13 protein-coding genes, 10 tRNA genes, 3 rRNA genes and 1 other annotated feature are annotated in these 23,808 nt (G+C 40.1%); of the genes, 4 read left to right on the forward strand and 22 right to left on the reverse strand.

What is annotated here, in order from left to right; genetic code table 11:
* Window positions 1-132: 132 nt before the first annotated feature.
* A complete protein-coding gene (locus tag IGK01_RS13710; RefSeq protein ID WP_023520580.1) occupies window positions 133-1,554 on the reverse strand; it encodes a helix-turn-helix domain-containing protein in 1,422 nt (473 codons plus the stop codon).
* A gap of 394 nt (window positions 1,555-1,948) precedes the next feature.
* On the opposite strand from IGK01_RS13710, the gene IGK01_RS13715 reads away from it, so the two are divergent.
* On the forward strand, window positions 1,949-3,379 hold the full coding sequence (locus IGK01_RS13715; protein ID WP_438840830.1) for a helix-turn-helix domain-containing protein: 1,431 nt from the start codon (window positions 1,949-1,951) through the stop codon (window positions 3,377-3,379).
* 82 nt (window positions 3,380-3,461) lie between these two features.
* Here IGK01_RS13715 and gor read toward each other — a convergent pair whose 3' ends face one another.
* The 18 genes from gor to IGK01_RS13805 all read right to left on the reverse strand — a co-directional run bounded on the left by gor (window position 3,462) and on the right by IGK01_RS13805 (window position 16,349).
* Complete coding sequence (gene gor / locus IGK01_RS13720) at window positions 3,462-4,808, reverse strand: glutathione-disulfide reductase (RefSeq protein WP_010733905.1); 1,347 nt, start codon at window positions 4,806-4,808, stop codon at window positions 3,462-3,464.
* 145 nt (window positions 4,809-4,953) lie between these two features.
* A complete protein-coding gene (locus IGK01_RS13725; RefSeq protein WP_023520582.1) occupies window positions 4,954-6,195 on the reverse strand; it encodes a peptidase U32 family protein in 1,242 nt (413 codons plus the stop codon).
* An 18-nt stretch (window positions 6,196-6,213) separates the two neighbouring features.
* Window positions 6,214-7,137 carry a peptidase U32 family protein gene (locus IGK01_RS13730; RefSeq protein WP_023520583.1) on the reverse strand — a complete coding sequence of 308 codons (924 nt, stop codon included), beginning with the start codon at window positions 7,135-7,137 and terminating at the stop codon, window positions 6,214-6,216.
* 238 nt (window positions 7,138-7,375) lie between these two features.
* The gene (locus IGK01_RS13735) at window positions 7,376-9,850 is read right to left on the reverse strand and encodes an ATP-dependent Clp protease ATP-binding subunit (RefSeq protein WP_438748908.1); all 2,475 of its coding nucleotides are present in this window, start codon (window positions 9,848-9,850) and stop codon (window positions 7,376-7,378) included.
* A 7-nt stretch (window positions 9,851-9,857) separates the two neighbouring features.
* Window positions 9,858-10,325, reverse strand: coding sequence for a CtsR family transcriptional regulator (locus IGK01_RS13740; protein WP_010733901.1), 468 nt, complete (start codon window positions 10,323-10,325; stop codon window positions 9,858-9,860).
* Window positions 10,326-10,491: 166 nt separating this feature from the next.
* Window positions 10,492-10,565, reverse strand: a tRNA-Arg gene (locus tag IGK01_RS13745).
* A gap of 63 nt (window positions 10,566-10,628) precedes the next feature.
* Window positions 10,629-10,702: transfer RNA gene (locus tag IGK01_RS13750), tRNA-Pro, on the reverse strand.
* Window positions 10,703-10,719: 17 nt separating this feature from the next.
* Window positions 10,720-10,793, reverse strand: a tRNA-Arg gene (locus tag IGK01_RS13755).
* Between the two features lie 10 nt (window positions 10,794-10,803).
* Window positions 10,804-10,889: transfer RNA gene (locus tag IGK01_RS13760), tRNA-Leu, on the reverse strand.
* Between the two features lie 17 nt (window positions 10,890-10,906).
* Window positions 10,907-10,978 (reverse strand) — tRNA-Gly (locus tag IGK01_RS13765).
* 10 nt (window positions 10,979-10,988) lie between these two features.
* Window positions 10,989-11,061: transfer RNA gene (locus IGK01_RS13770), tRNA-Thr, on the reverse strand.
* A 26-nt stretch (window positions 11,062-11,087) separates the two neighbouring features.
* Window positions 11,088-11,169 (reverse strand) — tRNA-Leu (locus IGK01_RS13775).
* A gap of 7 nt (window positions 11,170-11,176) precedes the next feature.
* Window positions 11,177-11,249, reverse strand: a tRNA-Lys gene (locus IGK01_RS13780).
* A gap of 3 nt (window positions 11,250-11,252) precedes the next feature.
* Window positions 11,253-11,325 (reverse strand) — tRNA-Val (locus IGK01_RS13785).
* Between the two features lie 12 nt (window positions 11,326-11,337).
* Window positions 11,338-11,453 (reverse strand): 5S ribosomal RNA (gene rrf, locus IGK01_RS13790).
* A gap of 89 nt (window positions 11,454-11,542) precedes the next feature.
* Window positions 11,543-14,457 (reverse strand): 23S ribosomal RNA (locus IGK01_RS13795).
* A 181-nt stretch (window positions 14,458-14,638) separates the two neighbouring features.
* A tRNA-Ala gene (locus tag IGK01_RS13800) sits at window positions 14,639-14,711 on the reverse strand.
* Window positions 14,712-14,788: 77 nt separating this feature from the next.
* Window positions 14,789-16,349: ribosomal RNA gene (locus IGK01_RS13805) — 16S ribosomal RNA — on the reverse strand.
* The 16S, 23S and 5S rRNA genes sit together here with 10 tRNA genes alongside, the layout of an rRNA operon.
* Before the next feature lie 883 nt (window positions 16,350-17,232).
* Here IGK01_RS13805 and IGK01_RS13810 point away from each other — a divergent pair.
* From IGK01_RS13810 to serS, 3 genes are all read left to right on the forward strand, one after another.
* Window positions 17,233-17,922 (forward strand): response regulator transcription factor, encoded by a 690-nt coding sequence (locus IGK01_RS13810; protein WP_010734587.1) that lies wholly within the window; start codon window positions 17,233-17,235, stop codon window positions 17,920-17,922.
* Window positions 17,909-19,114, forward strand: a complete 1,206-nt coding sequence (locus IGK01_RS13815; RefSeq protein WP_023520586.1) for a sensor histidine kinase — start codon at window positions 17,909-17,911, stop codon at window positions 19,112-19,114. The genes IGK01_RS13810 and IGK01_RS13815 overlap by 14 nt, the downstream gene beginning before the upstream one ends.
* A 32-nt stretch (window positions 19,115-19,146) precedes the next feature.
* Window positions 19,147-19,352: a binding site (T-box leader), on the forward strand.
* Window positions 19,353-19,403: 51 nt separating this feature from the next.
* Window positions 19,404-20,675, forward strand: coding sequence for a serine--tRNA ligase (serS, locus tag IGK01_RS13820; protein ID WP_010734585.1), 1,272 nt, complete (start codon window positions 19,404-19,406; stop codon window positions 20,673-20,675).
* A gap of 69 nt (window positions 20,676-20,744) precedes the next feature.
* Here the strand turns inward: serS and guaB are convergent, their stop codons facing one another.
* The 3 genes from guaB to IGK01_RS13835 all read right to left on the reverse strand — a co-directional run bounded on the left by guaB (window position 20,745) and on the right by IGK01_RS13835 (window position 23,784).
* A complete protein-coding gene (gene guaB / locus IGK01_RS13825) occupies window positions 20,745-22,229 on the reverse strand; it encodes an IMP dehydrogenase (RefSeq protein ID WP_010734584.1) in 1,485 nt (494 codons plus the stop codon).
* Between the two features lie 276 nt (window positions 22,230-22,505).
* Window positions 22,506-22,838, reverse strand: a complete 333-nt coding sequence (locus IGK01_RS13830) for a hypothetical protein (RefSeq protein WP_023520588.1) — start codon at window positions 22,836-22,838, stop codon at window positions 22,506-22,508.
* 250 nt (window positions 22,839-23,088) lie between these two features.
* Window positions 23,089-23,784, reverse strand: a complete 696-nt coding sequence (locus IGK01_RS13835; protein WP_010734582.1) for a DUF1129 domain-containing protein — start codon at window positions 23,782-23,784, stop codon at window positions 23,089-23,091.
* Window positions 23,785-23,808: the final 24 nt, after the last annotated feature.

Consider the following 23,808-nt stretch of genomic DNA (forward strand, 5'->3'; position numbering starts at 1 on the left):
TCATAAAATGCCTATCCTATCCAACACCAACTAGCGGTTGCTTTAAGCGTACCTGAATTTCGACTACCACTACTATCTATTTTTTCAAAATTGATAAAAAGATGAAAAAAACGTTCAACAAAACGATTTCTGTTAAGAAGAATAGAGACACTGCTCAAAATTATTCCAAAAAATCGAAGTAGGAACTTTAGAGATTTTCAAAATTTCGGACGTGATCCGATCAAAATTTAAGGATAGATCAGTCAAGATCAAATCGTATTGATTGATTAATTGGTAATCAATAGAAAAAACGTCCTTCTCATAGATATCAATATTTTTTAAAAATGGATGCTTATGTAAAATCAAATTTTTATATAAAAGAGATAAGCCAATTTCTTGAGAACTTAATAATAAAATCGACTTCTCTTGTATTTTGGGTTCAATCATCCGTAACAAATCATTGGAAAAAATGATTAATTCGAGTAATAATTCTTTATGCAATAGTTCGCTTTGCTCAACAAAATTTAATTGCGCAATTTGCAAAGATTTTTGATAGGCTTGCCAGATCTTAGGGTTGTTCTCCATCATTTTTTTATAGAATATATCTGCATAGCTTACTTTAAAAATGGCTAATTCTTTATAAAAATTGATAAAATCAAAAAAATATTCGATTTCCGTAGTGTTGATCGACATGTCAATCGCTAATAGACTGTAAAAGCTTTGAAGAAACTTTTCAATATTCTGCTCTAATCTCTGATCACGATGTTGGACCTCTGTAAACATTAGACCAAAATAGGAAGTGAGAATATTAGAAACATTTTTTTGTGTGACGTTGAATTTATATTTTTGACTCATTAACGTACAAAAAACTGTATCACTTTGGATAATCTCCAAGATGGTACCCACGATTTGCTCATTGTGGATCAATTCTTTCTCAGGAATAAGATGTTTATTACCAATTCGAATAATCGAAGAATAAATATAATACACCGAATACATCACTTTTGGTGTACTAACCGTCCTTTTTTGTGCCTTCAAACAACGTCTGAGCATCTGATAAATCGTATCGAAATAAGGAAATTCTTTTACTTTATAAATTTCCTTGAACATACTAGCAAATAAACGTCGAATCTCGATTTCATTTCCAGTGATCGTTAGTTTGTTCTCTAAATTAATTTGGACATTGATTTTTTCTTTCAAGAAATATGTATTGATTTTGGCGACGATCCTGCGGATACTCGTTTTACTTAAAAATAATTTTGTCGCAATCTCAGAAAGAGAAGGTTCTGTAATGAATATGTACTTTAAAATTTTCACATTTGTTGAATTATTAAGTATCCTGACAAATATATCATCTAAATTCAATTTCTTTGGTATCGAAAGCGATACCTCTTTGTACTGATTAGTTTCAATACGAGCGGGAAAACAAGCTGTATTGAAACTATCGATATCTGCTACAATCGTTTTATCTGTAATACTCAATTCTTTGGCTAGATTACTAATATTCGATGACTCAATATTTAGCAAATAAAGCAATGAGATTTGTCTCTCTAATTGTTTCTCAAGTACACCCATAGTCAACAAGCTCCTTTCTTTTAAAAAACCTATAATGTATAGTACAGCTTTTTCGATAATTTCTTAATATTAGTTTTTCTGTTTTATAAAAAACATGTTCAATGCTCACATTGCTCGGATGTTATAGTTAAGAATTTGTAAGTGAAACAAACATGTATCAGAAAATTTTACTTTTGCGTGTGTCAATTGACTACTTCTAGTTATTCAGATTATTATATGTTGTTTTTTTAAATAATACTTATTAAATAAAGAAGGCAATTTCACTTTTAAATAACCACTGATTATAATAAAAAGAAAAATTCGAATAATTAGAAAAGTATGATAAAATAATGTTTATAACATGGATAAAGGATGTGAAAAAACAGATTTTCTATTTTTAGAAGATCTGAAAAGTATGATAAAACGAACAAATATGCTTGAAAAGACTTCTGAAAGGCAGATCAAACTAGCTTTACTCTTAGGCATGGCCGCTATTGACTGTTCGACTTTAGCAGAACAACTTGGGGTAACAAAAAAAACATTATTGACCGATATTGCGTTTTTTAACCATACATATGCACCAGTTTGCATCAACACCGATAAATATCAAGTGGCTTCTTTACTATTACCACCAGAAATCAATTTGGAAGATTTAATCAAACAAATACTCAATCAATCAACGAATGTACAAATGCTACAGATGATTTTTGAAGTAGAGCCAACGTTATCTAAATTAGCAAATAAATTATATTTAAGTGAAACAAGTATTCGCCGGGTCATTGCAAATATCAATACTTACTTCTGCGAGATCAATGCGCCATTATCCATACATATCTCCTCAAAACTCAAAATCATTGGGGATGAAAGTTACATTAGGCAATTCTTCTGTAGTATGTTTCGTGAGCAATATACGCCACAGCAATTGCCCCATTTTTATCACATATTCGATGTGTTACAACGTTACTATAAAAAGCAAGCAACACATCAAACAATTAGTACATATAAAGTGATTATAAATAGTTTTTATCTTTACACAGCAATCATTCGGATCGGACAAGGCCATTTGATCTCAGAAAATAAAGGAAATCCAATCAATGATCCTTCTTTTTTTGAAATAATAAAAAATAATACAGTGTTTTGTTCAATCATTGAAAAAGAATACGGTTTTAATGTGACAACCACAACTGTCTCAAATCTATTAGACAAAAAAATCTATTTCCCTTGTGTTCAGTCAGCACCTAGTAGTCAGGGGGAATATCAACGGATTCGACAATTTTCAGAGTACTTTTATCGTTCATTATCTCAAGACTTCTCTTTGAATCAAGAAGGTATTCAGAAATTGAGTGAGTTGATCAATTACAATAAAAACCGACAATTCTTTAAAACAACATATCTACAGATTTTATCTGAAATCCTATTTACGCATTCGCCTCAGATACTAAAAGCATATAATCAAGCCATTGACCATGCTGGATTAATGATGATCAAACGGAATCAATTACTCTATGAAGAGTTACTATTAGAATTGATTTCATTATCACCTGCTTTACTGACGACTGTTTTTCCTTACAAGAAGAAGGTGTCTATCTTGATTGTTTCTTATCAGGAAGAAAGAACACTTGCACTGTATAAGCAACTGTTATTCAAAAAAATCCCTGCGATTCATAGGATCCATACATATACTGATAACATTTTTCAAGTAAACTACGACACAGTCAATCAATATGATTTAGTTTTAACAGACATCGAACTGAACCAAGCTAAAACGAAAGCTAAAATGATCAAAATTTCTAAAATACCAACAACCTCATTTTGGAATAACATTGAAACAGTTCTTTATACATAGTTTTATCTGCATAAATCAGAAAAAGCAGACGTATATTCCGTCTGCTTTTTAGATATAGGTATTTCCTCAACTTACTAACGACTTAACGCATTGTAACAAATTCTTCTGCACCTGTTGGATGGATGGCTACTGTATTGTCAAAATCTGCTTTGGTTGCTCCCATTTTGATCGCTACTGCAAAACCTTGTAACATTTCATCGACACCTACACCGATGGCATGCAGCCCAACAATTTTTTCTTCTTCACCCACACAGATCAATTTCATTTCACATTTTTGTCGATAATCGTTTAAAGCAAAATACATTGGCGTGAATCGTGAACGATAGATTTTCAATTGTCCTTCACCGTATGTCGTCAACGCTTGCTCTTCGGTCAATCCGATGGTCGCAATCGGTGGATGAGTAAAGACGACTGTTGGAACTAAATCATAGTCTAAATAAGAATTTTCTTTGCCATTGAACAGTCGCTCAGACAAACGACGACCTGCAGCAATCGCTACTGGCGTCAAGTCGATTTTACCAATGACATCACCAATAGCATAAATATGTGAATCGGTTGTATTTTGGAATTTATCCACTTTGATAAATCCTTTTTCATCTAATTCAACGTTCGTTTTTTCGATGCCTAATGCATCTGTATTCGGTACACGTCCGCCAGCAAATAACACACACTCTGCCATTAGTGTTTCCCCATTTTCAAAGGTAACGGTGTAGACATCCCCGTTCTTTGTTATTTCGCTAGCCGTAAAGTTTGCATAAGTGTGGATTCCTGCTTCTTGATACATCTCAATCAAGTTATCAGATAACATTTTATCAAACGTACGTAATGGACGTTCTTTACGATACGCCCACATCACTTCACTTCCCAAGCCATTTAACACACCTGAAAGTTCAGCTGCAATATAACCAGCACCTAATACGATCGTCGATTTTGGTAATTCTGCCAATGCAAAAAAGCCGTTTGAATCAATGGCATATTCCCCACCAGGAATCGTCATTTTGCTTGGCTTACCACCAGTTGCAATCAAAATATGATTCGCTTGATAGCTTTCACCGTTTACTTCGACGGTTTGACTATCGACAAAGCGAGCATATCCTTTGATTGCTTCAACGTTATTACTATCTAAGCCTCTTTGATAAGCGCCATGAAGGAAATCAATGTATTTCTCACGCTTCTCTACCAGTTCTTTAAAGTCAACATGTTTGACGTCTGCTTGGATACCATAGCTTGAAGCATCACGTTCGATCGTTTCTAAAATCGTACTTGCTTGCCACATGACTTTTTTTGGAACACATCCGACATTGACGCACGTGCCACCTAGTTCATTGCCTTCAATCAATAATACTTTCGCTCCATGCATACCGGCACGATTCGCTGAAGCAATGCCTCCAGATCCTCCGCCAATGACAATATAATCATATGTTTTCATCTTGTTCCTCCTTTTAGCAGCTGATGCCACATCCTACCGCTTATTTTTCTATAAACTTTTTTATCATCTCTTACAAAAAATAAGTGTAGCACGTTTCTAGTCATTCTGTTGACGAGATGCTCATTTCGCTTGATTGCTTAAAAAATTATTTTCTTTTTCTAATCATATCTCCAGGTTTAACTGGTTGTGTGACTGGCATGGTCAAAATCATCATAGGATTTGGTGCGCGATCAATGGATTCTCCTTCTTCATTGCGCATCACCTCAACCATTTGACTAAAGTGAGTAAATCCAGGCCCATAAAATTCGATTTCATCCCCTACAGAAAAGAGGTTTCTCTGACGGATTGTCGCTTGTTTCGTCTCCTCGTCATAAGATAAGACTTCTCCGACAAATTTATACACAGGGATCTTACGACGTTCACCAAATAATTGTTCATTTTCGCTAGGTGTATCGTAATAAAATCCTGTTGCTAGTTCTCGTTGAGCCACTTTCCATAACTCATCGATCCATTCTTGTTTGCAAACATAGTTTTCAGGATCTTCCATATAACTATCTACAGCTGCTTTATAAACATTTGCGACAGTTGATACATAATGGATCGACTTCATTCGACCTTCGATCTTAAAACTATCTACGCCATTTTCAATCAAGTCAGGAATATGTTCGATCATCGACATATCTACCGCACTCATCGAAAACTCTTCTTCAATCTCGCCAGCATCTGTCAAAGAGTTTCTCTCTTGTCCAAATGGCAAATCATACAATTCATATTTCCAACGACAAGATTGTGAACAGCCTCCACGATTGGCATCACGCATCGACATATGATTCGACAATGTACAACGTCCTGAATAAGAGATACACATTGCTCCATGAATAAATGCTTCAATCTCTACATCCGTATGTCGACGTATCTCAGCGACTTCTTCCATCGAAACTTCCCGAGCTAAAACTACACGTTCCAAGCCTTCTTCTTTCCAGAATTCCAATGTTTCATAGTTGGTAGCAGAAGCTTGAGTCGATAGATGGATAGGTAAGCCAGGGGCTTCTGTAGCACAGATCTCAATAAGTGCTGGATCAGAGACGATCACTGCGGAAATCCCCACATCGCGCAGGTTACGGAAAAATTCACCGGCTCCTTCATCATTTCCTTCATGTGTGACCATATTTGCTGCTACATACACTTTCGCTTGATGTTCTTTTGCGAATGCAACGCCTTCTGCCATTTCTTCATAGGTAAAGTTTCCTGCGCGACTACGTAACCCATAAGCATTACCACCAATATACACAGCATCTGCACCATAATGAATAGCTGTTTTTAGTTTTTCAAGCGTACCGGCTGGTGCTAAAACTTCCGGACGTTTTAATTTTCTTTTTGTTGTCATTTTATTTCACCATACTCCTTACTTGATAGATTCAGGATCAATATAAAAGAAACCTGTATCAAGTCCTCGATTCGTTGGATGTAATCCGTTGATCTTATTCGTCATTTCTTGTGCTAACGTTTCTGTCCATGTGTCTGCTAATAATGCTTTTTTTGCCTCAACAAATAATTTAGTGATCTCAACAAATGCTTCACCAGGCGTAAAAACGCCATCTAATTTCCAGGTACGGAAATGATGGGCATAAAGCTGTGGGAGTTCATTACTTAAATTGATGTCATTATTCGCAAAAATATGCGTACCATGTGAATCTTCATAAATCGAATAATGTGTATCTTCTTTTTTAGGTTCAGCGAGAAAGAGTCCTCTTTCACGATCTTTTTTTTCGTCCTGTTGCGTGTAGTTATAGTAATTTTGTAACAGTGGACGTTTCGATTGATGGATGCATGTAGCTCCATACACAAGTGTTTCTACAGGAATCTGTAACTTATTTTCCATTTCTTTCATCTCATCAAATGGCACTTCACGTGCTAAAACAGCAGAAATCGCCCCTTTTTTTGCCCAAAAATTGATTTGACGTGCACTCGTCACTAATGTTTCTGCATCAAAAACATAAGGGATACTCAACTCTGGATTTTTTCTCATTGTATAGATAATCCCAGTATCACCAACTGTGATCATGTCCACATTGATTTCTTTTAAAAATTGCAGATACTCTGGGACTTTTTTCATTTTTTCAGGATGAATGATCCCATTGACAGCTATATTTACTTTTTTACCGTAACGATGTGCCAGCGCAACTAATTCGCGTTGTTCTTCTCTTGTAAAAGAAGCTGGTAAGCGTAGACCGAAGCGTTCTTCCCCAAAATATAAGGTATCCACTCCTGCTTCAAGCAATTCTTCTGCTTGTTTCATTGATTCTATAGTAGTTATGATTTCGATCATCATTTCCTCCTCCTACAACTCCATAATAGTAGCACAGCTCTGAAAACTTTCCAATACTTCTTACATTTATTATTGATTGTAACGATACTGTAAAATAATTTCTGGCTTATCTATTGTTTCACCATTGATTTAGAAATAACTCCTTTAGAAAACCAAAAAACCCAAAAATTCAAATGATTTTTGGGTTTCTGGCTTGTCTATCAGAGCTAGCTATTTCTGTTGCGATCTCACTCTGTCATTATACTTTAACAGTTATTTTCTTAGGTTCACGCACATTCACTGTGATTTTGCCCTTCGAAGCGCCAACAGTGATTTGATCGCCTAAATGGATTTCTCCTCCAAGCAAAGCTTCGCTCAAACGATCTTCTACTTCTTTTTGTAATGCCCGTCTTAGTGGTCGTGCACCATACTCTGGATCAAAACCGACTTTCCCAATCACATCAACTGCTGCTGGCGTGATTTTCACTAAGATATCTTGTTCTTTCAACCGTTTGACGATCGATTGGCTCATGATTTGAACAATCGCATGGACTTCATCTTTTGTTAATGAATGGAAAACGACTGTCTCATCAATACGGTTCAAGAATTCAGGGCGGAAAGCTTTCTTCAGCTCTTCAAGTATCCGTTTTTGCATCGCTTGATGATCTTTAGTAATATCTTGGACGTTGAATCCAACATTTTTTTCCTCACGGATTTGAGTAGCGCCAATATTAGAAGTCATGATCATGATCGTATTTCTAAAGTCTACTTTTCTTCCTTTAGCATCTGTTAAATGACCGTCATCTAACACTTGTAATAATAAATTGAAGACATCTGGATGAGCTTTTTCCACTTCATCTAGCAAGATAACTGAGTAAGGTTTTTGACGAATTTTTTCCGTCAATTGTCCACCTTCATCATAACCCACATAGCCTGGAGGCGAACCGATCAAACGACTCGTACTATACTTCTCCATGAATTCAGACATGTCGACACGAATCAATGCGTCCTCTTCCCCAAACATTACTTCTGATAATGCTTTCGCCAATTCTGTTTTTCCGACTCCTGTTGGGCCTAAAAACATAAAGGAACCAATCGGGCGATTTGGATCTTTTAAGCCACTACGCGCCCGTCTGATCGCACGAGAAACAGCTTTGACCGCTTCATCTTGTCCAACAACACGTTCGTGAAGCAATGCTTCTAGTTCCAGTAATCGTTGACTTTCTTTCTTTTCTAACTGTTGCAATGGTACACCTGTCCACTCCGAAACAACTGTAGCTACATCTTCTTCAGTCACCCGATCCGCAAAACCATTTTTATGTTTTGCTTCAATCGCTAAACGTTTTTCTAGTTTTTTCATTAAGCTTTTTTCTTGTCTACGTAAATGCGCAGCTGTTTCAAAATCTTGTTTTTGAATCGCCTGTTCTTTTTCTTTATTCACTTGATCGATCTCTTGTTTCAGTATCGTCGTTTCTGACAAATCGTCCGCTTGTTCCAATCGAACTTTCGCTGCCGATTCATCAATCAAGTCGATCGCTTTATCTGGTAACTGTCTGGAAGTGATATATCGAACAGAAAGATTGACTGCCGCTCGTACTGCTTCATCGGTGATCTCCACATGATGATGTTCCTCATAGCGTGAACGTAAACCACGTAAGATTTCTTCCGCTTCATCTGCTGTCGGTTCATCTACTTGGATACGTGCAAAGCGTCGCTCCAATGCCGAGTCTTTTTCAATGTATTTTTGGTATTCGTCTAATGTTGTCGCACCAATCGTCTGTAATTCTCCACGTGCTAACGCTGGTTTCAAAATATTCGATGCATCGATGGCACCTTCTGCGCCACCAGCACCAATCAATGTGTGTAATTCATCAATAAAGAGAATAACTTGACCATCATGATAAATTTCATCAATGACTTTTTTCATTCGATCTTCAAATTCTCCCCGATACTTCGTCCCAGCGACTAACGCCCCCATGTCTAACATCATCAGACGTTTTGCTTTCATCTCTTCAGGTACTTCACCTAAAATGATTTTTTGAGCCAATCCTTCTGCAATCGCAGTTTTACCGACCCCGGGTTCTCCAACTAAAACAGGGTTGTTTTTTGTTCGGCGACTAAGTATCTGGATCAACCGTTTGACTTCTCTTGAACGCCCTACGACTGGATCTAATCTGTTTTCTTTGGCTAACTTAGTTAAGTCTCTAGCTAATGAATCCAACGTAGGAGTACCTTGTGTCATTGCTCGCTTTTCTTGTGGATTTCGACGGCGAATACCACCGGTACTCGTGTCCGTACCCATCGTACGTTTCAATGACTGACGAACTTTGCTCAAACTGATTCCTAAGTTGATCATGATACGAGTAGCCATGATACTCTCATCTTTTAGTAGACTAAGTAAAATATGCTCAGTCCCCACTTTTTGTACACCCATTTTATTTACTTCGCTATTTGCCAAAGCAAAAATTTGTTTCATTCGAGGAGAATAAGGGAGAAATACACCTTTTGCATAAGTTTTCACTGTACCATAACCGACTAAATGCTCGATTTCTTCATAAATATCTTTTTCATTCAATTTCATATCTCGTAATACTTTCCCAGCAATCCCGTTGGGTTCGATCACTAAAGCCAATAATATATGTTCTGAACTTACCGCTTGATGTTTGAAGCGTTTTGCTTCTTCTTGGGCAATTTCTAACACACGTTGTGCTCTTTCTGTAAATATTTCTGCCATTTAAATTTCACTCCCCATCTTCATAGCTTAATCGTTCTAAAAAGGCTCGTAGAATTCGAGCACGCGTATAATCTTCTGTCTCGTTGATGTTCAATGTATTTTTAGCAATCGCACTCAACATCAAGTTTCCCTCTTTTTTGGTAATGATTTGGTCTTCATATAGTTTCTGAATAATGGCGTAGGCATTTTTTTCATTGATTGTTTCGCCAAATAGCAAGTTGATTCGTTCAAGCATTTGTTTTTTATCCGACATTCTCACTTTAGCAATGCGGATATACCCACCACCACCACGTTTACTCTCAACCAAATAGCCACGTTGAATCGTAAAGCGTGTATTGATCACATAATTGATTTGTGAAGGAACGCAGTTAAATAGATCTGCCAATTCAATCCTTCGAAGCTCGATCATCTCGTTTTTTTCCAGGATCTTTTTTATATATGATTCAATTAGATCCGAAGTATTTTGTTGTGCCATCCCACTCATTCCTTTGACTAATATTGACCTTAATTATAGCGAATTTACAGGTAGAATGAAAGGAGAACGCTTGTTAGATATTTGATTCGAAGAATAACGATAAGCGACAATTTTTTTATGTAAATAAAAAAAAACTAGGAATTCAATGAAGTCCCAGTTTTTCCAACGCGCCCAAGAGGAGTCGAACCCCTAACCTTTTGATCCGTAGTCAAACACTCTATCCAATTGAGCTATGGGCGCATATTCAATTAATTAAAAATAATCATACAATAAAACGTATAACTTTGCAACAAATAAAAAAAATCGGGAAGACAGGATTCGAACCTGCGACCCCTTGGTCCCAAACCAAGTGCTCTACCAAGCTGAGCTACTTCCCGAAAAAATAAAAAGACTACGCGCCCAAGAGGAGTCGAACCCCTAACCTTTTGATCCGTAGTCAAACACTCTATCCAATTGAGCTATGGGCGCATATTTGTAATGCCGAGGACCGGAATCGAACCGGTACGGTGATCACTCACCGCAGGATTTTAAGTCCTGTGCGTCTGCCAGTTCCGCCACCCCGGCGCGTAGTACATTGGCAAAGCGGAAAACGGGGTTCGAACCCGCGACCCCCACCTTGGCAAGGTGGTGCTCTACCACTGAGCTATTTCCGCGTATTTACGATGCCGGCTAAAGGACTTGAACCCTCGACCCTCTGATTACAAATCAGATGCTCTACCAACTGAGCTAAGCCGGCGTAAAAAAATAGAAACAATCATATTATGCGGGTGAAGGGACTTGAACCCCCACGCCGTAAGGCGCTAGATCCTAAATCTAGTGCGTCTGCCAATTCCGCCACACCCGCAAAAATATGAGCCGTACAGGGCTCGAACCTGTGACCCTCTGATTAAAAGTCAGATGCTCTACCAACTGAGCTAACGGCTCATATGGAGGTTAACGGGATCGAACCGCTGACCCTCTGCTTGTAAGGCAGATGCTCTCCCAGCTGAGCTAAACCTCCAAAGATAACAAAGCGTGGCGGCGTCCTACTCTCACAAGGGGCAACCCCTCACTACAATCGGCGCTAAGAAGCTTAACTTCTGTGTTCGGCATGGTTACAGGTGTATCCTTCTCGCCATCGCCACCACACTTGGTGTTATCTATATTGAGTAAATCTTGTTCACTCAAAACTGGATTTGAAGTATCAGTAAGAAACTCTCCGAGTTTTTCATTTTATTTTGGTTAAGTCCTCGATCGATTAGTATCAGTCCGCTCCATACATCACTGTACTTCCACTCCTGACCTATCTACCTGATCATCTCTCAGGGATCTTACTTTCTTAAAGAAATGGGAAATCTCATCTTGAGGTGGGCTTCACACTTAGATGCTTTCAGCGTTTATCCCTTCCCTACATAGCTACCCAGCAATGCCCTTGGCAGAACAACTGGTACACCAGCGGTAAGTCCATCCCGGTCCTCTCGTACTAAGGACAGCTCCTCTCAAATTTCCAACGCCCGCGACGGATAGGGACCGAACTGTCTCACGACGTTCTGAACCCAGCTCGCGTGCCGCTTTAATGGGCGAACAGCCCAACCCTTGGGACCGACTACAGCCCCAGGATGCGACGAGCCGACATCGAGGTGCCAAACCTCCCCGTCGATGTGGACTCTTGGGGGAGATAAGCCTGTTATCCCCAGGGTAGCTTTTATCCGTTGAGCGATGGCCCTTCCATGCGGAACCACCGGATCACTAAGCCCGACTTTCGTCCCTGCTCGACTTGTAGGTCTCGCAGTCAAGCTCCCTTCTGCCTTTACACTCTTCGAATGATTTCCAACCATTCTGAGGGAACCTTTGGGCGCCTCCGTTACTCTTTAGGAGGCGACCGCCCCAGTCAAACTGCCCATCTGACACTGTCTCCCACCACGATTAGTGGTGCGGGTTAGAGTGGCCATAACGCAGGGGTAGTATCCCACCAGCGCCTCCATCGAAACTAGCGTTCCGATTTCTACGGCTCCTACCTATCCTGTACATGCGGTACAGACACTCAATATCAAACTACAGTAAAGCTCCATGGGGTCTTTCCGTCCTGTCGCGGGTAACCTGCATCTTCACAGGTACTAAAATTTCACCGAGTCTCTCGTTGAGACAGTGCCCAAATCGTTACGCCTTTCGTGCGGGTCGGAACTTACCCGACAAGGAATTTCGCTACCTTAGGACCGTTATAGTTACGGCCGCCGTTTACTGGGGCTTCAATTCGTACCTTCGCTTACGCTAAGCACTCCTCTTAACCTTCCAGCACCGGGCAGGCGTCAGCCCCTATACTTCATCTTACGATTTTGCAGAGACCTGTGTTTTTGATAAACAGTCGCTTGGGCCTATTCACTGCGGCTGATCTGACGATCAGCACCCCTTCTCCCGAAGTTACGGGGTCATTTTGCCGAGTTCCTTAACGAGAGTTCTCTCGCTCACCTTAGGATTCTCTCCTCGACTACCTGTGTCGGTTTGCGGTACGGGTCGTTGTTTTCTCACTAGAAGCTTTTCTCGGCAGTGTGACGTCAGGAACTTCGGTACTATTATTTCCCTCCCCATCACAGCTTGTCCTTAAAGTTAGAAGCATTTGACTCCTATCAAGACTTACTGCTTGGACAGACATTTCCGATCGTCTGCATTCCTTAGCCTCCTGCGTCCCTCCATTGCTCAAACAAAAACAACGAGTACAGGAATATCAACCTGTTGTCCATCGCCTACGCCTGTCGGCCTCGGCTTAGGTCCCGACTAACCCTGGGCGGACGAGCCTTCCCCAGGAAACCTTAGTCATTCGGTGGACAGGATTCTCACCTGTCTTTCGCTACTCATACCGGCATTCTCACTTCTAAGCGCTCCAGCAGTCCTCACGATCTACCTTCAACGCCCTTAGAACGCTCTCCTACCAATACACCTAAAGGTGTACTCCACAGCTTCGGTAATATGTTTAGCCCCGGTACATTTTCGGCGCAGGGTCACTCGACTAGTGAGCTATTACGCACTCTTTAAATGGTGGCTGCTTCTAAGCCAACATCCTAGTTGTCTGTGCAACCCCACATCCTTTTCCACTTAACATATATTTTGGGACCTTAGCTGGTGGTCTGGGCTGTTTCCCTTTCGACTATGGATCTTATCACTCACAGTCTGACTCCCGGATATGAATGAATGGCATTCGGAGTTTATCTGAATTCGGTAACCCGAGATGGGCCCCTAGTCCAAACAGTGCTCTACCTCCATCATTCTCAATTCCGAGGCTAGCCCTAAAGCTATTTCGGAGAGAACCAGCTATCTCCAAGTTCGTTTGGAATTTCTCCGCTACCCACACCTCATCCCCGCACTTTTCAACGTACGTGGGTTCGGTCCTCCAGTGCGTTTTACCGCACCTTCAACCTGGACATGGGTAGATCACATGGTTTCGGGTCTAAGACTACATACTCAAACGCCCTATTCAGACTCGCTTTCGCTGCGGCTCCGTCTCTTCAACTTAACCTCGCATGCAATCGTAACTCGCCGGTTCATTCTACAAAAGGCACGCCATCACCCATGAACGGGCTTTGACTTGTTGTAGGCACACGGTTTCAGGTTCTATTTCACTCCCCTTCCGGGGTGCTTTTCACCTTTCCCTCACGGTACTGGTTCACTATCGGTCACTAGGGAGTATTTAGCCTTGGGAGATGGTCCTCCCGGATTCCGACGGAATTCCTCGTGTTCCGCCGTACTCAGGATCCTCCTAGGTGCCTTCCAAATTTCATCTACGGGGCTTTCACCCTCTCTGACTGACTTTTCCAAGTCATTCGACTATCTGAAAGAACTACCATATTGGAGTCCTACAACCCCAATGAGCAAGCTCATTGGTTTGGGCTTTTCCCGTTTCGCTCGCCGCTACTCAGGGAATCGAATTTTCTTTCTCTTCCTGCAGGTACTTAGATGTTTCAGTTCTCTGCGTCTACCTCGTATACGCTATGTATTCACGTATACGTAACATCCTATAAAAGATGCTGGGTTCCCCCATTCGGAAATCTCTGGATCATAGCTTACGTACAGCTCCCCAAAGCATATCGGTGTTAGTCCCGTCCTTCATCGGCTCCTAGTGCCAAGGCATCCACCGTGCGCCCTTATTCACTTAACCTTATCAACCTTACGGTTGGGTTTTGATCTTTCTTCTAGCGATAGAAGTCCAATCAAGAAAAATAAGCAATTGAACTTATTAAAAAACTCATTCAACGCGGTGTTCTCGGTTTGTATTACTTACATTTTTACTTCAATATCCAGTTTTCAATGAACAAGTATATAACAACATACGTTGTTAATGGAGCCTAGCGGGATCGAACCGCTGACCTCCTGCGTGCAAAGCAGGCGCTCTCCCAGCTGAGCTAAGGCCCCGGGTTAAATTTTGAGTAGACCTCTCAAAACTGAACAAAGTATCGACAAACGTGTGTAGTCTCCGTAATATTCCTTAGAAAGGAGGTGATCCAGCCGCACCTTCCGATACGGCTACCTTGTTACGACTTCACCCCAATCATCTATCCCACCTTAGGCGGCTGGCTCCAAAAAGGTTACCTCACCGACTTCGGGTGTTACAAACTCTCGTGGTGTGACGGGCGGTGTGTACAAGGCCCGGGAACGTATTCACCGCGGCGTGCTGATCCGCGATTACTAGCGATTCCGGCTTCATGTAGGCGAGTTGCAGCCTACAATCCGAACTGAGAGAAGCTTTAAGAGATTAGCTTAGCCTCGCGACTTCGCGACTCGTTGTACTTCCCATTGTAGCACGTGTGTAGCCCAGGTCATAAGGGGCATGATGATTTGACGTCATCCCCACCTTCCTCCGGTTTGTCACCGGCAGTCTTGCTAGAGTGCCCAACTAAATGATGGCAACTAACAATAAGGGTTGCGCTCGTTGCGGGACTTAACCCAACATCTCACGACACGAGCTGACGACAACCATGCACCACCTGTCACTTTGCCCCCGAAGGGGAAGCTCTATCTCTAGAGTGGTCAAAGGATGTCAAGACCTGGTAAGGTTCTTCGCGTTGCTTCGAATTAAACCACATGCTCCACCGCTTGTGCGGGCCCCCGTCAATTCCTTTGAGTTTCAACCTTGCGGTCGTACTCCCCAGGCGGAGTGCTTAATGCGTTAGCTGCAGCACTGAAGGGCGGAAACCCTCCAACACTTAGCACTCATCGTTTACGGCGTGGACTACCAGGGTATCTAATCCTGTTTGCTCCCCACGCTTTCGAGCCTCAGCGTCAGTTACAGACCAGAGAGCCGCCTTCGCCACTGGTGTTCCTCCATATATCTACGCATTTCACCGCTACACATGGAATTCCACTCTCCTCTTCTGCACTCAAGTCTCCCAGTTTCCAATGACCCTCCCCGGTTGAGCCGGGGGCTTTCACATCAGACTTAAGAAACCGCCTGCGCTCGCTTTACGCCCAATAAATCCGGACAACGCTTGCCACCTACGTATTACCGCGGCTGCTGGCACGTAGTTAGCCGTGGCTTTCTGGTTAGATACCGTCAAGGGGTGAACAGTTACTCTCACCCTTATTCTTCTCTAACAACAGAGTTTTACGATCCGAAAACCTTCTTCACTCACGCGGCGTTGCTCGGTCAGACTTTCGTCCATTGCCGAAGATTCCCTACTGCTGCCTCCCGTAGGAGTTTGGGCCGTGTCTCAGTCCCAATGTGGCCGATCACCCTCTCAGGTCGGCTATGCATCGTGGCCTTGGTGAGCCGTTACCTCACCAACTAGCTAATGCACCGCGGGTCCATCCATCAGCGGCACCGTAAAGCGCCTTTCAAAACGAAACCATGCGGTTTCGATTGTTATACGGTATTAGCACCTGTTTCCAAGTGTTATCCCCTTCTGATGGGCAGGTTACCCACGTGTTACTCACCCGTTCGCCACTCCTCTTTTCCCGATGGAGCAAGCTCCGGTGGGAAAAGAGGCGTTCGACTTGCATGTATTAGGCACGCCGCCAGCGTTCGTCCTGAGCCAGGATCAAACTCTCATAATAAAAGTTAGAACAATCTTTCGATTGTTAAGCTCAATTGTTTGCTAGCATATTGCTTGCTTGTTAAAAATGTTTGTTGTCTTGAATTGAATCAAGACGCCCTACACATTTGGTTTGTCTTACTTTGTTCAGTTTTCAAAGGTCTACGTGATAATTGAAACACAACTGCCTCAACTTATCGTTTGTGATTGCCGTAGCAACTTTTATATCTTAGCAAACTCTCGGATGATTGTCAACTATTTTTTTAAAAGTTTTTTCAACTCGTTTTTCACGAGGTCGTTTTAGCAACTCACTTATAATAACTTGTTGTTTGTTATTTGTCAATCACTTTTTTTGTTTTTTTCTTTGCGAAACTAACTTCAATCAGTGAATCACTCCAAAGCAACTTCGTTATCTTATCATGTGTTAACAAACATGTCAATCACTAATTTTAAGAATCGATTTGTTTGTTTTCCGTTCTTTCGAACAAATAATAATATACCAACATCAATTTTGAAAGTCAACTAAAAAAAGGCTGATTTATCAACATTTTTAAGAGAGTCGATCATTAAAAACAGGAAGCACAAAATCATTCGTTTTTACGTGTTTTTTCTCCTGTTTAAACTAGTTCCACCGAGATAATGTTCATCTTTTAGTTTGTTTGATCAAATTTATTTTTTCTTACTATTGCTGTATAAGTGTTCTCAATTTATTACTTCGTTTAAATGATGTTTCTCCTTGATTTAAATCACTTTCTATTTTTGTTTCCTCCTTTATCTTAGGTTTCCACCCCTTCTACCCCCTCTTCTTCTAAAATTTTCCTTAACAAAGCGCTGCTTTTATCTATTTATCTTTTTTTTTGCTAAAATATTAAGAGTAAACACATTAATCGATGGAGGATCTATTTATGAAAATATTAATCGCAGATGACGACAAGGAAATTGTTGAATTACTTAGTATCTACGTACACAATGAAGGCTACGAAGCAGTAAAAGCCTATGATGGAAAAGAAGCATTATCAAAAGTACGAACAATCCCTGATATTGAATTACTTATTCTAGATATCATGATGCCTGAAATGGATGGCATGCAAGTAGTAAAAGAATTAAGAAAAGAATCACAAATCCCGATCATCATGTTAACAGCGAAAACGACTGATATGGATAAAATCAAAGGATTAGTAGCTGGAGCGGATGATTACGTAACAAAACCATTTAATCCTCTTGAAGTAATGGCTCGTGTGAAATCTTTGTTACGTCGCACAAAAATGCAAGTGACACCAGATCAACCGGATGTCCTAGAAGTAAATGCCTTGATCATCAATAAAGATTCCCATGAAGTCAAAACAATCGATGGAAAAGAAATCCAACTGACTGCCTTAGAATTTGGTATTCTATATCTCCTTGCAAGTCATCCTAACCATGTATTCAGTGCAGATGAGATCTTTGAACGTGTCTGGAAACAAGAAAGTATCGTTTCTGCTAAAACAGTAATGGTTCATGTTAGTCATCTAAGAGATAAAATTGAAGAAGCAACTGGTGGAGAAAAAGTCATTCAAACCGTTTGGGGAGTGGGCTATAAAATTGATGCAAGATAAAAAAGTGATCGAAAAACGACGCCGGATCAATCTGACATCTAAAGAAATCAGTGAATTATTAGCAGAAGGAATCATTACGATCATCCTTCTGCTTCTATTGAATGTAGCGATGTTGGTTATTATCAGTTCGATCATCAGTAGTTCACCTTCTTTGACAAACGCTATTTGGGATTCTAAAAATATCTTTGCCCAGCGTTTAGATAGTGATTTGTTTTGGAATGGCCGAAATTTTATTTTTCCTGTGTTCTTTCTATTAGATGTTGGTGTATTATACTGGCGATTGATTCGTCGCTACCGACAAATGCAATTACGACACATTATTAGTGAATTGCATTATATCGCTAATGGCAATTATGACCATCGTATCCCTTTCGAATTAAGTGGCGATCTTAGTCGTGTAGTCAAAAGTATCAATGGCTTAGTGGACAGTACGGTAGCGGCGATTGAAGACGAACGTAAAATCGAAAAATCAAAAGACGAACTGATTACAAACGTCAGTCATGATATTCGCACACCTTTAACATCAATTATTGGCTATTTAGGTCTTATTGAAGATGGTCAATATCAAACAGAAGAAGATCTGTTGAAATATACTCACACTGCTTATGTCAAAGCGAAACAAATGAAATCATTGGTAGAAGATCTGTTCGAGTATACCAAGGTACGTCAGCCGGCGGTTCCTGTGAATTTTTCTGCATTTGATTTGATCCAATTGATTGAACAATTGGCAGCTGATTTTGAACTAGAAGCTTCTAAAAAGGATATTCAAATTTTTGTTGAATCTCCAATCAATTCACTGATCATGGATGGTGATACCGAAAAGTTGGTTCGCGTATTCAATAATTTATTAACCAATGCCCTAAAATATGGCAAAGGAGCTACTAAAATCATCATTGAAATTGAACAACTTGGTTCAGAAGTCATCGTTGTTGTCAAAAACAATGGTGCCATGATTCCTCAACAAGCCATTGACAATCTATTTGATCGATTTTACCGTGTGGAAGAATCCCGTTCACAAGAAACTGGCGGGACAGGGCTTGGTCTAGCCATTGCACAAAGTATCGTAGCATTGCACGGTGGCTATATCTATGCGAAGTCAGATCAAGATTGGACGTCTTTTATCATGCATTTCCCGCTTAAAAAAAATGAAAAGTTAGTCGGCAATCTGACAGAACATATTGACGGAAACTAAATTTTTCGCTATTCTTAGAATACAAATAGAAGAAAACAGTGAACCCAGTACATTTTATTTTTTTCAAGAGAGCTGATGGTTGGTGCAAATCAGTAAAAAATAATTTCGAAGTTCCAGTTCACCCAATGTGCCTTTCGAAATAAGAAAGGTCGGTAACAGCCGTTATCTGTTTACAAGTGCAGTCTCGATAGACTGAACTTGGGTGGTACCGCGAAACTCAAACCAGTTCGTCCCAAGATATTTCTTTGGATGAGCTGGTTTTTTTTATACAAAAAAAGGAGGAAAAGAAATGTTAGATATTAAAATGATCCGTCAAAATGTTGACTATGTACAAGAAAAATTAACGTCACGTGGCGTTAAAAAAGAAGTCTTAGCGGAGTTTGTGGAGTTAGATGAATCTCGCAGAAAATTGTTGGTTGAAAGTGAAGAATTGAAAAAATACCGTAATGATGTATCTGCTGAAATCGCCCAATTAAAGCGTAATAAAGAAGATGCAACTGCGAAGATCGCTGAAATGAAAAAAGTCGGTGGGAAAATCAAAGCACTAGACGAAGAAGTTGCACAAGTGGATGAAAAATTACAACAAATCGCTACAACTCTTCCTAATTTACCTCATGATTCCGTGCCAGTAGGTAAAGATGAAGAGGATAACGTGGAAGCTCGTCGCTGGAGTGAACCTCGTCAATTTGCTTTTGAACCAAAACCTCACTGGGAAATTGCTGAAAATCTAGGTATTCTTGATTTTGAACGTGGGGCAAAAGTATCAGGAAGCCGCTTTGTTTACTATAAAGGATTAGGTGCTCGCTTAGAACGTGCCCTTTATAATTTTATGTTAGATCAACACGTCTATGAACATGGCTATACTGAAATGATGACGCCTTACGCTGTAAATAGCCAAGCCATGTTTGGTACTGGTCAATTCCCTAAATTTAAAGAAGATGTTTTCCAATTAGCTGATACAGATTTAACTTTGATCCCAACAGCTGAAGTTCCTTTAACAAACTACTACAGCAATGAAATCTTAGCAAAAGAAGATTTACCTGTTTACTTCACTGCACTTAGCCCAGCATTCCGTTCAGAAGCAGGTAGTGCCGGTCGTGATACTCGTGGATTGATTCGTCTTCATCAGTTCAATAAAGTAGAAATGGTGAAATTCGCTGATGCAGAACATTCATATGAAGAACTTGAAAAAATGACCGCTGACGCAGAGGACATTTTGAAAAAATTACACTTACCTTACCGTGTTATGACATTATCAACTGGAGATATGGGCTTTTCAGCAGCGAAAACGTACGATTTAGAAGTATGGATCCCTGCACAAGATACGTATCGTGAAATCAGTTCTTGCTCAAACTGTGAAGATTTCCAAGCGCGCCGTGCGATGATCCGTTACCGAGATGCAGATGGAAAAATCCATTATGCACATACATTGAATGGTTCTGGTTTAGCAGTTGGCCGTACGGTTGCTGCCATCCTTGAAAACTATCAAAATGAAGATGGTTCAGTCACAGTTCCAGAAGTACTCGTGCCTTACATGGGGAACCTAAAAGTAATCAAATAAACAATAAAGCAGCTAAGTGATTCGTTGGCACGAATTGCTTAGCTGCTTTTTTATGTTCAAGAAGTTTGATTATGATTCTACAGAATAGTTTGGTGCTTCTTTCGTAATTTGTACATCATGTGGGTGAGATTCTTTCAAACCACTGCCACTCATTTGAATGAACTGTGCATCATCTCTTAATTGTTTTAGGTTTGCAGAGCCAACATAACCCATCCCTGATTTTAAGCCACCGATCATTTGGAAGAGAATGTCTGCTACGCTTCCTTTGTACGCTACACGGCCTTCAATACCTTCTGGCACTAACTTATTGGCTTCATTCGTGCCACCTTGGAAGTAACGGTCTTTTGATCCTTTTTCCATGGCGCCTAATGAACCCATTCCACGATATGTCTTGAAGCGACGACCTTGATAGATTTCAAATTCACCTGGAGATTCATCGGTTCCTGCCAACATACTACCTAACATAACCGCATGACCACCCGCTGCTAAAGCTTTGACGATATCACCAGAATATTTGATCCCACCATCTGCAATAATGGTTTTTCCATATTGGCGCGCAACTGAAGCTGCATCGTAAATGGCTGTTAATTGGGGAACACCCACACCAGCAACCACACGTGTCGTACAAATCGAACCTGGTCCGATACCTACTTTCACCACGTCAACACCTACATCGTATAACGCTTTTGTTGCTTCTGCTGTTGCTACATTACCAGCAATCAATGTTGCATCTTTAAATGTTGTGCGAATTTCTTGGATTTTACGGATTACACCTGCGCTATGTCCATGCGCCGTATCAATGACAATGGCATCTGCGCCAGCATCAAGTAAAGCTTGTGCACGTTCAAAGGTGTCGCTAGTGACACCAACTGCGGCAGCTACCAACAAACGACCATGTTCATCTTTTGCTGCATTTGGAAACTCGATTACTTTTTCGATATCTTTGATCGTGATCAAACCACTTAATCGACCTGCATCATCAACGATCGGTAGTTTTTCGATTTTATGTTGTTGTAAGATTTTTTCTGCATCTTTTAGAGAAGTGCCTACTGGGGCTGTTACTAAGTTTTCTTTTGTCATGACTTCGCTGATTTCGATATGGAAGTCTGTAACAAAACGCATATCACGGTTTGTAATGATTCCTACTAATTTGCGATTTTCCAATGTTTCGACGATTGGAACTCCACTGATACGGTATCTGCTCATTAATTCTTCAGCATCTGCGACCAAGTGTTGTGGTGTCAAGAAGAATGGGTCGATGATTACACCACTTTCAGAACGTTTCACTTTACGTACTTCGTCTGCTTGTTCGCTGATTGTCATGTTTTTATGGATGACACCTAGACCACCCTGTCTTGCCATAGCAATCGCCATTTTGCTGTCAGTAACTGTATCCATACTTGCACTGATGATAGGAATATTCAATTTGATATTTTTTGCTAATTGTACACTCATATCCACTTCGTTTGGTAACACGTGACTTTCTGCTGGTATCAATAAGACATCATCAAAAGTAAATCCTTTTTTCGTGAACTTTGTTTCCCAGTTGGACATTTTTAGTACCACTCCTCTTGTTTAGTTTATCTACTAAAATAATCGATTTTCTTTTGTAAGTCAACAACTTCTACTAATCCCTTGTTTTTTCTAAGGAACTACTCAGTGAATCCTAAAAAAAAACGTACCAGCATAATGAAGCGTCTCCTAATGTTTGATCAAAATCAAATGTTAGTTAGCGCTTTCGTCTTACACTGCACGTTCTTTTTTCTTACTCAATATTTTTACTAAACTGAAACGAGTACACTTCAAGAAAGAAAAGATGCAATTCACTTTTTAAACATTTGCTTCGATCGATTCTTTGATCTTTTCAATTTCATTCAAATAATATAGTTTATAGGGAATGCTTAAGCCTTTTTTCTTCGTCTCTTCGTCAAGATACTTTTCATCGACATCTGTATACACAAATAAATCAGCAGTTAGTGTCTCTGGGTTTCTTGTATTATAGCTAATGAAATCCAGCTCGATTTCTGGCCCTAAAACAGACCGCATTTCTTTTTGAAACTTTTTTCCATGCCCAAGAATAAATTGTCCAGTTTTGATTCCGGCATAACCAAACAGAGGCACTCCGTCAGCATTGATAGAAAATATCCATTTGACTTTTTTCATATTCATTCACCCCTTATCGTTTAACTATCTCGCTCAACATATTTTATAACATCAGTGATCATCTCTATTATTTGATAATAACACTCTTTTATTATTTTTTATAATAATAAAAAAAACGTTTTGAGATCATGGTCGTCACTGTCAAATCAATAGAAATAAACAATAAAAAAGAGCACGTGCAGCGTAATGCTAACACATTCTCTTTTTTTTTGTTCGTCTCGTAAGTCACATAATTTCTAAGTCCAATAAATTATCTTCTTGGAACAGAAAGACTGCCAACGATGCCATATTTTTTCTTTAAATAGTAACGCAACGCAAGAGCTGCTGCACCGATGATGATGATCACCACTGGATCTAATAACGGGTTAACGATTGGTGGCAACAAGGTTGTTGCTGAAAAAGCAATGACCCAGATCAATGTCGTTCCACCCAAAATCAACAAGGTTTTACCCATTCCAGGTTTTTTACTACGATCAGCACCTGGATACTCATACTGGTAAATATACTTGTACATCAAGTAAAAGACCCATCCACCAATAGCTGAACCTAGTACAAGTGTGGTGATTCCATAAGCAGGTGTTGTTTCACGTGAAAACAATCCAGTGATTGCGATCATGACACTCAATAATCCGAGTAAGAGTAAGGTATTGTCCAACCACATCAACGTTGGTGTCGAAGAAGTTCTCACTTCAACCGGTTTATTGATGATTGCTTCTGTTCTTTCAGATACCGTTCCAAATAATTGGCGGGCTGTTTTCCCACCTTTTTGTTCGGATACTAAAACGGGTAACATCTCATGCAAAGCCGTTACTTTTTCTTCTTCTGATAAATTCGCTGCTTCTAGCGACTTTTTTAAGTCAAAAATATATTGTTGATTACGTTTTGTTAGTTGTTCTTCTAACTGCGCATTTTCTTTTACGATTTCGCGTAACTGTTCTGCTTCCATTATTTTACAGTCCTCCTTAGACGC

Source organism: Enterococcus sp. AZ080 (genome assembly GCF_051714945.1).
Lineage (GTDB): Bacteria > Bacillota > Bacilli > Lactobacillales > Enterococcaceae > Enterococcus_B > Enterococcus_B pernyi.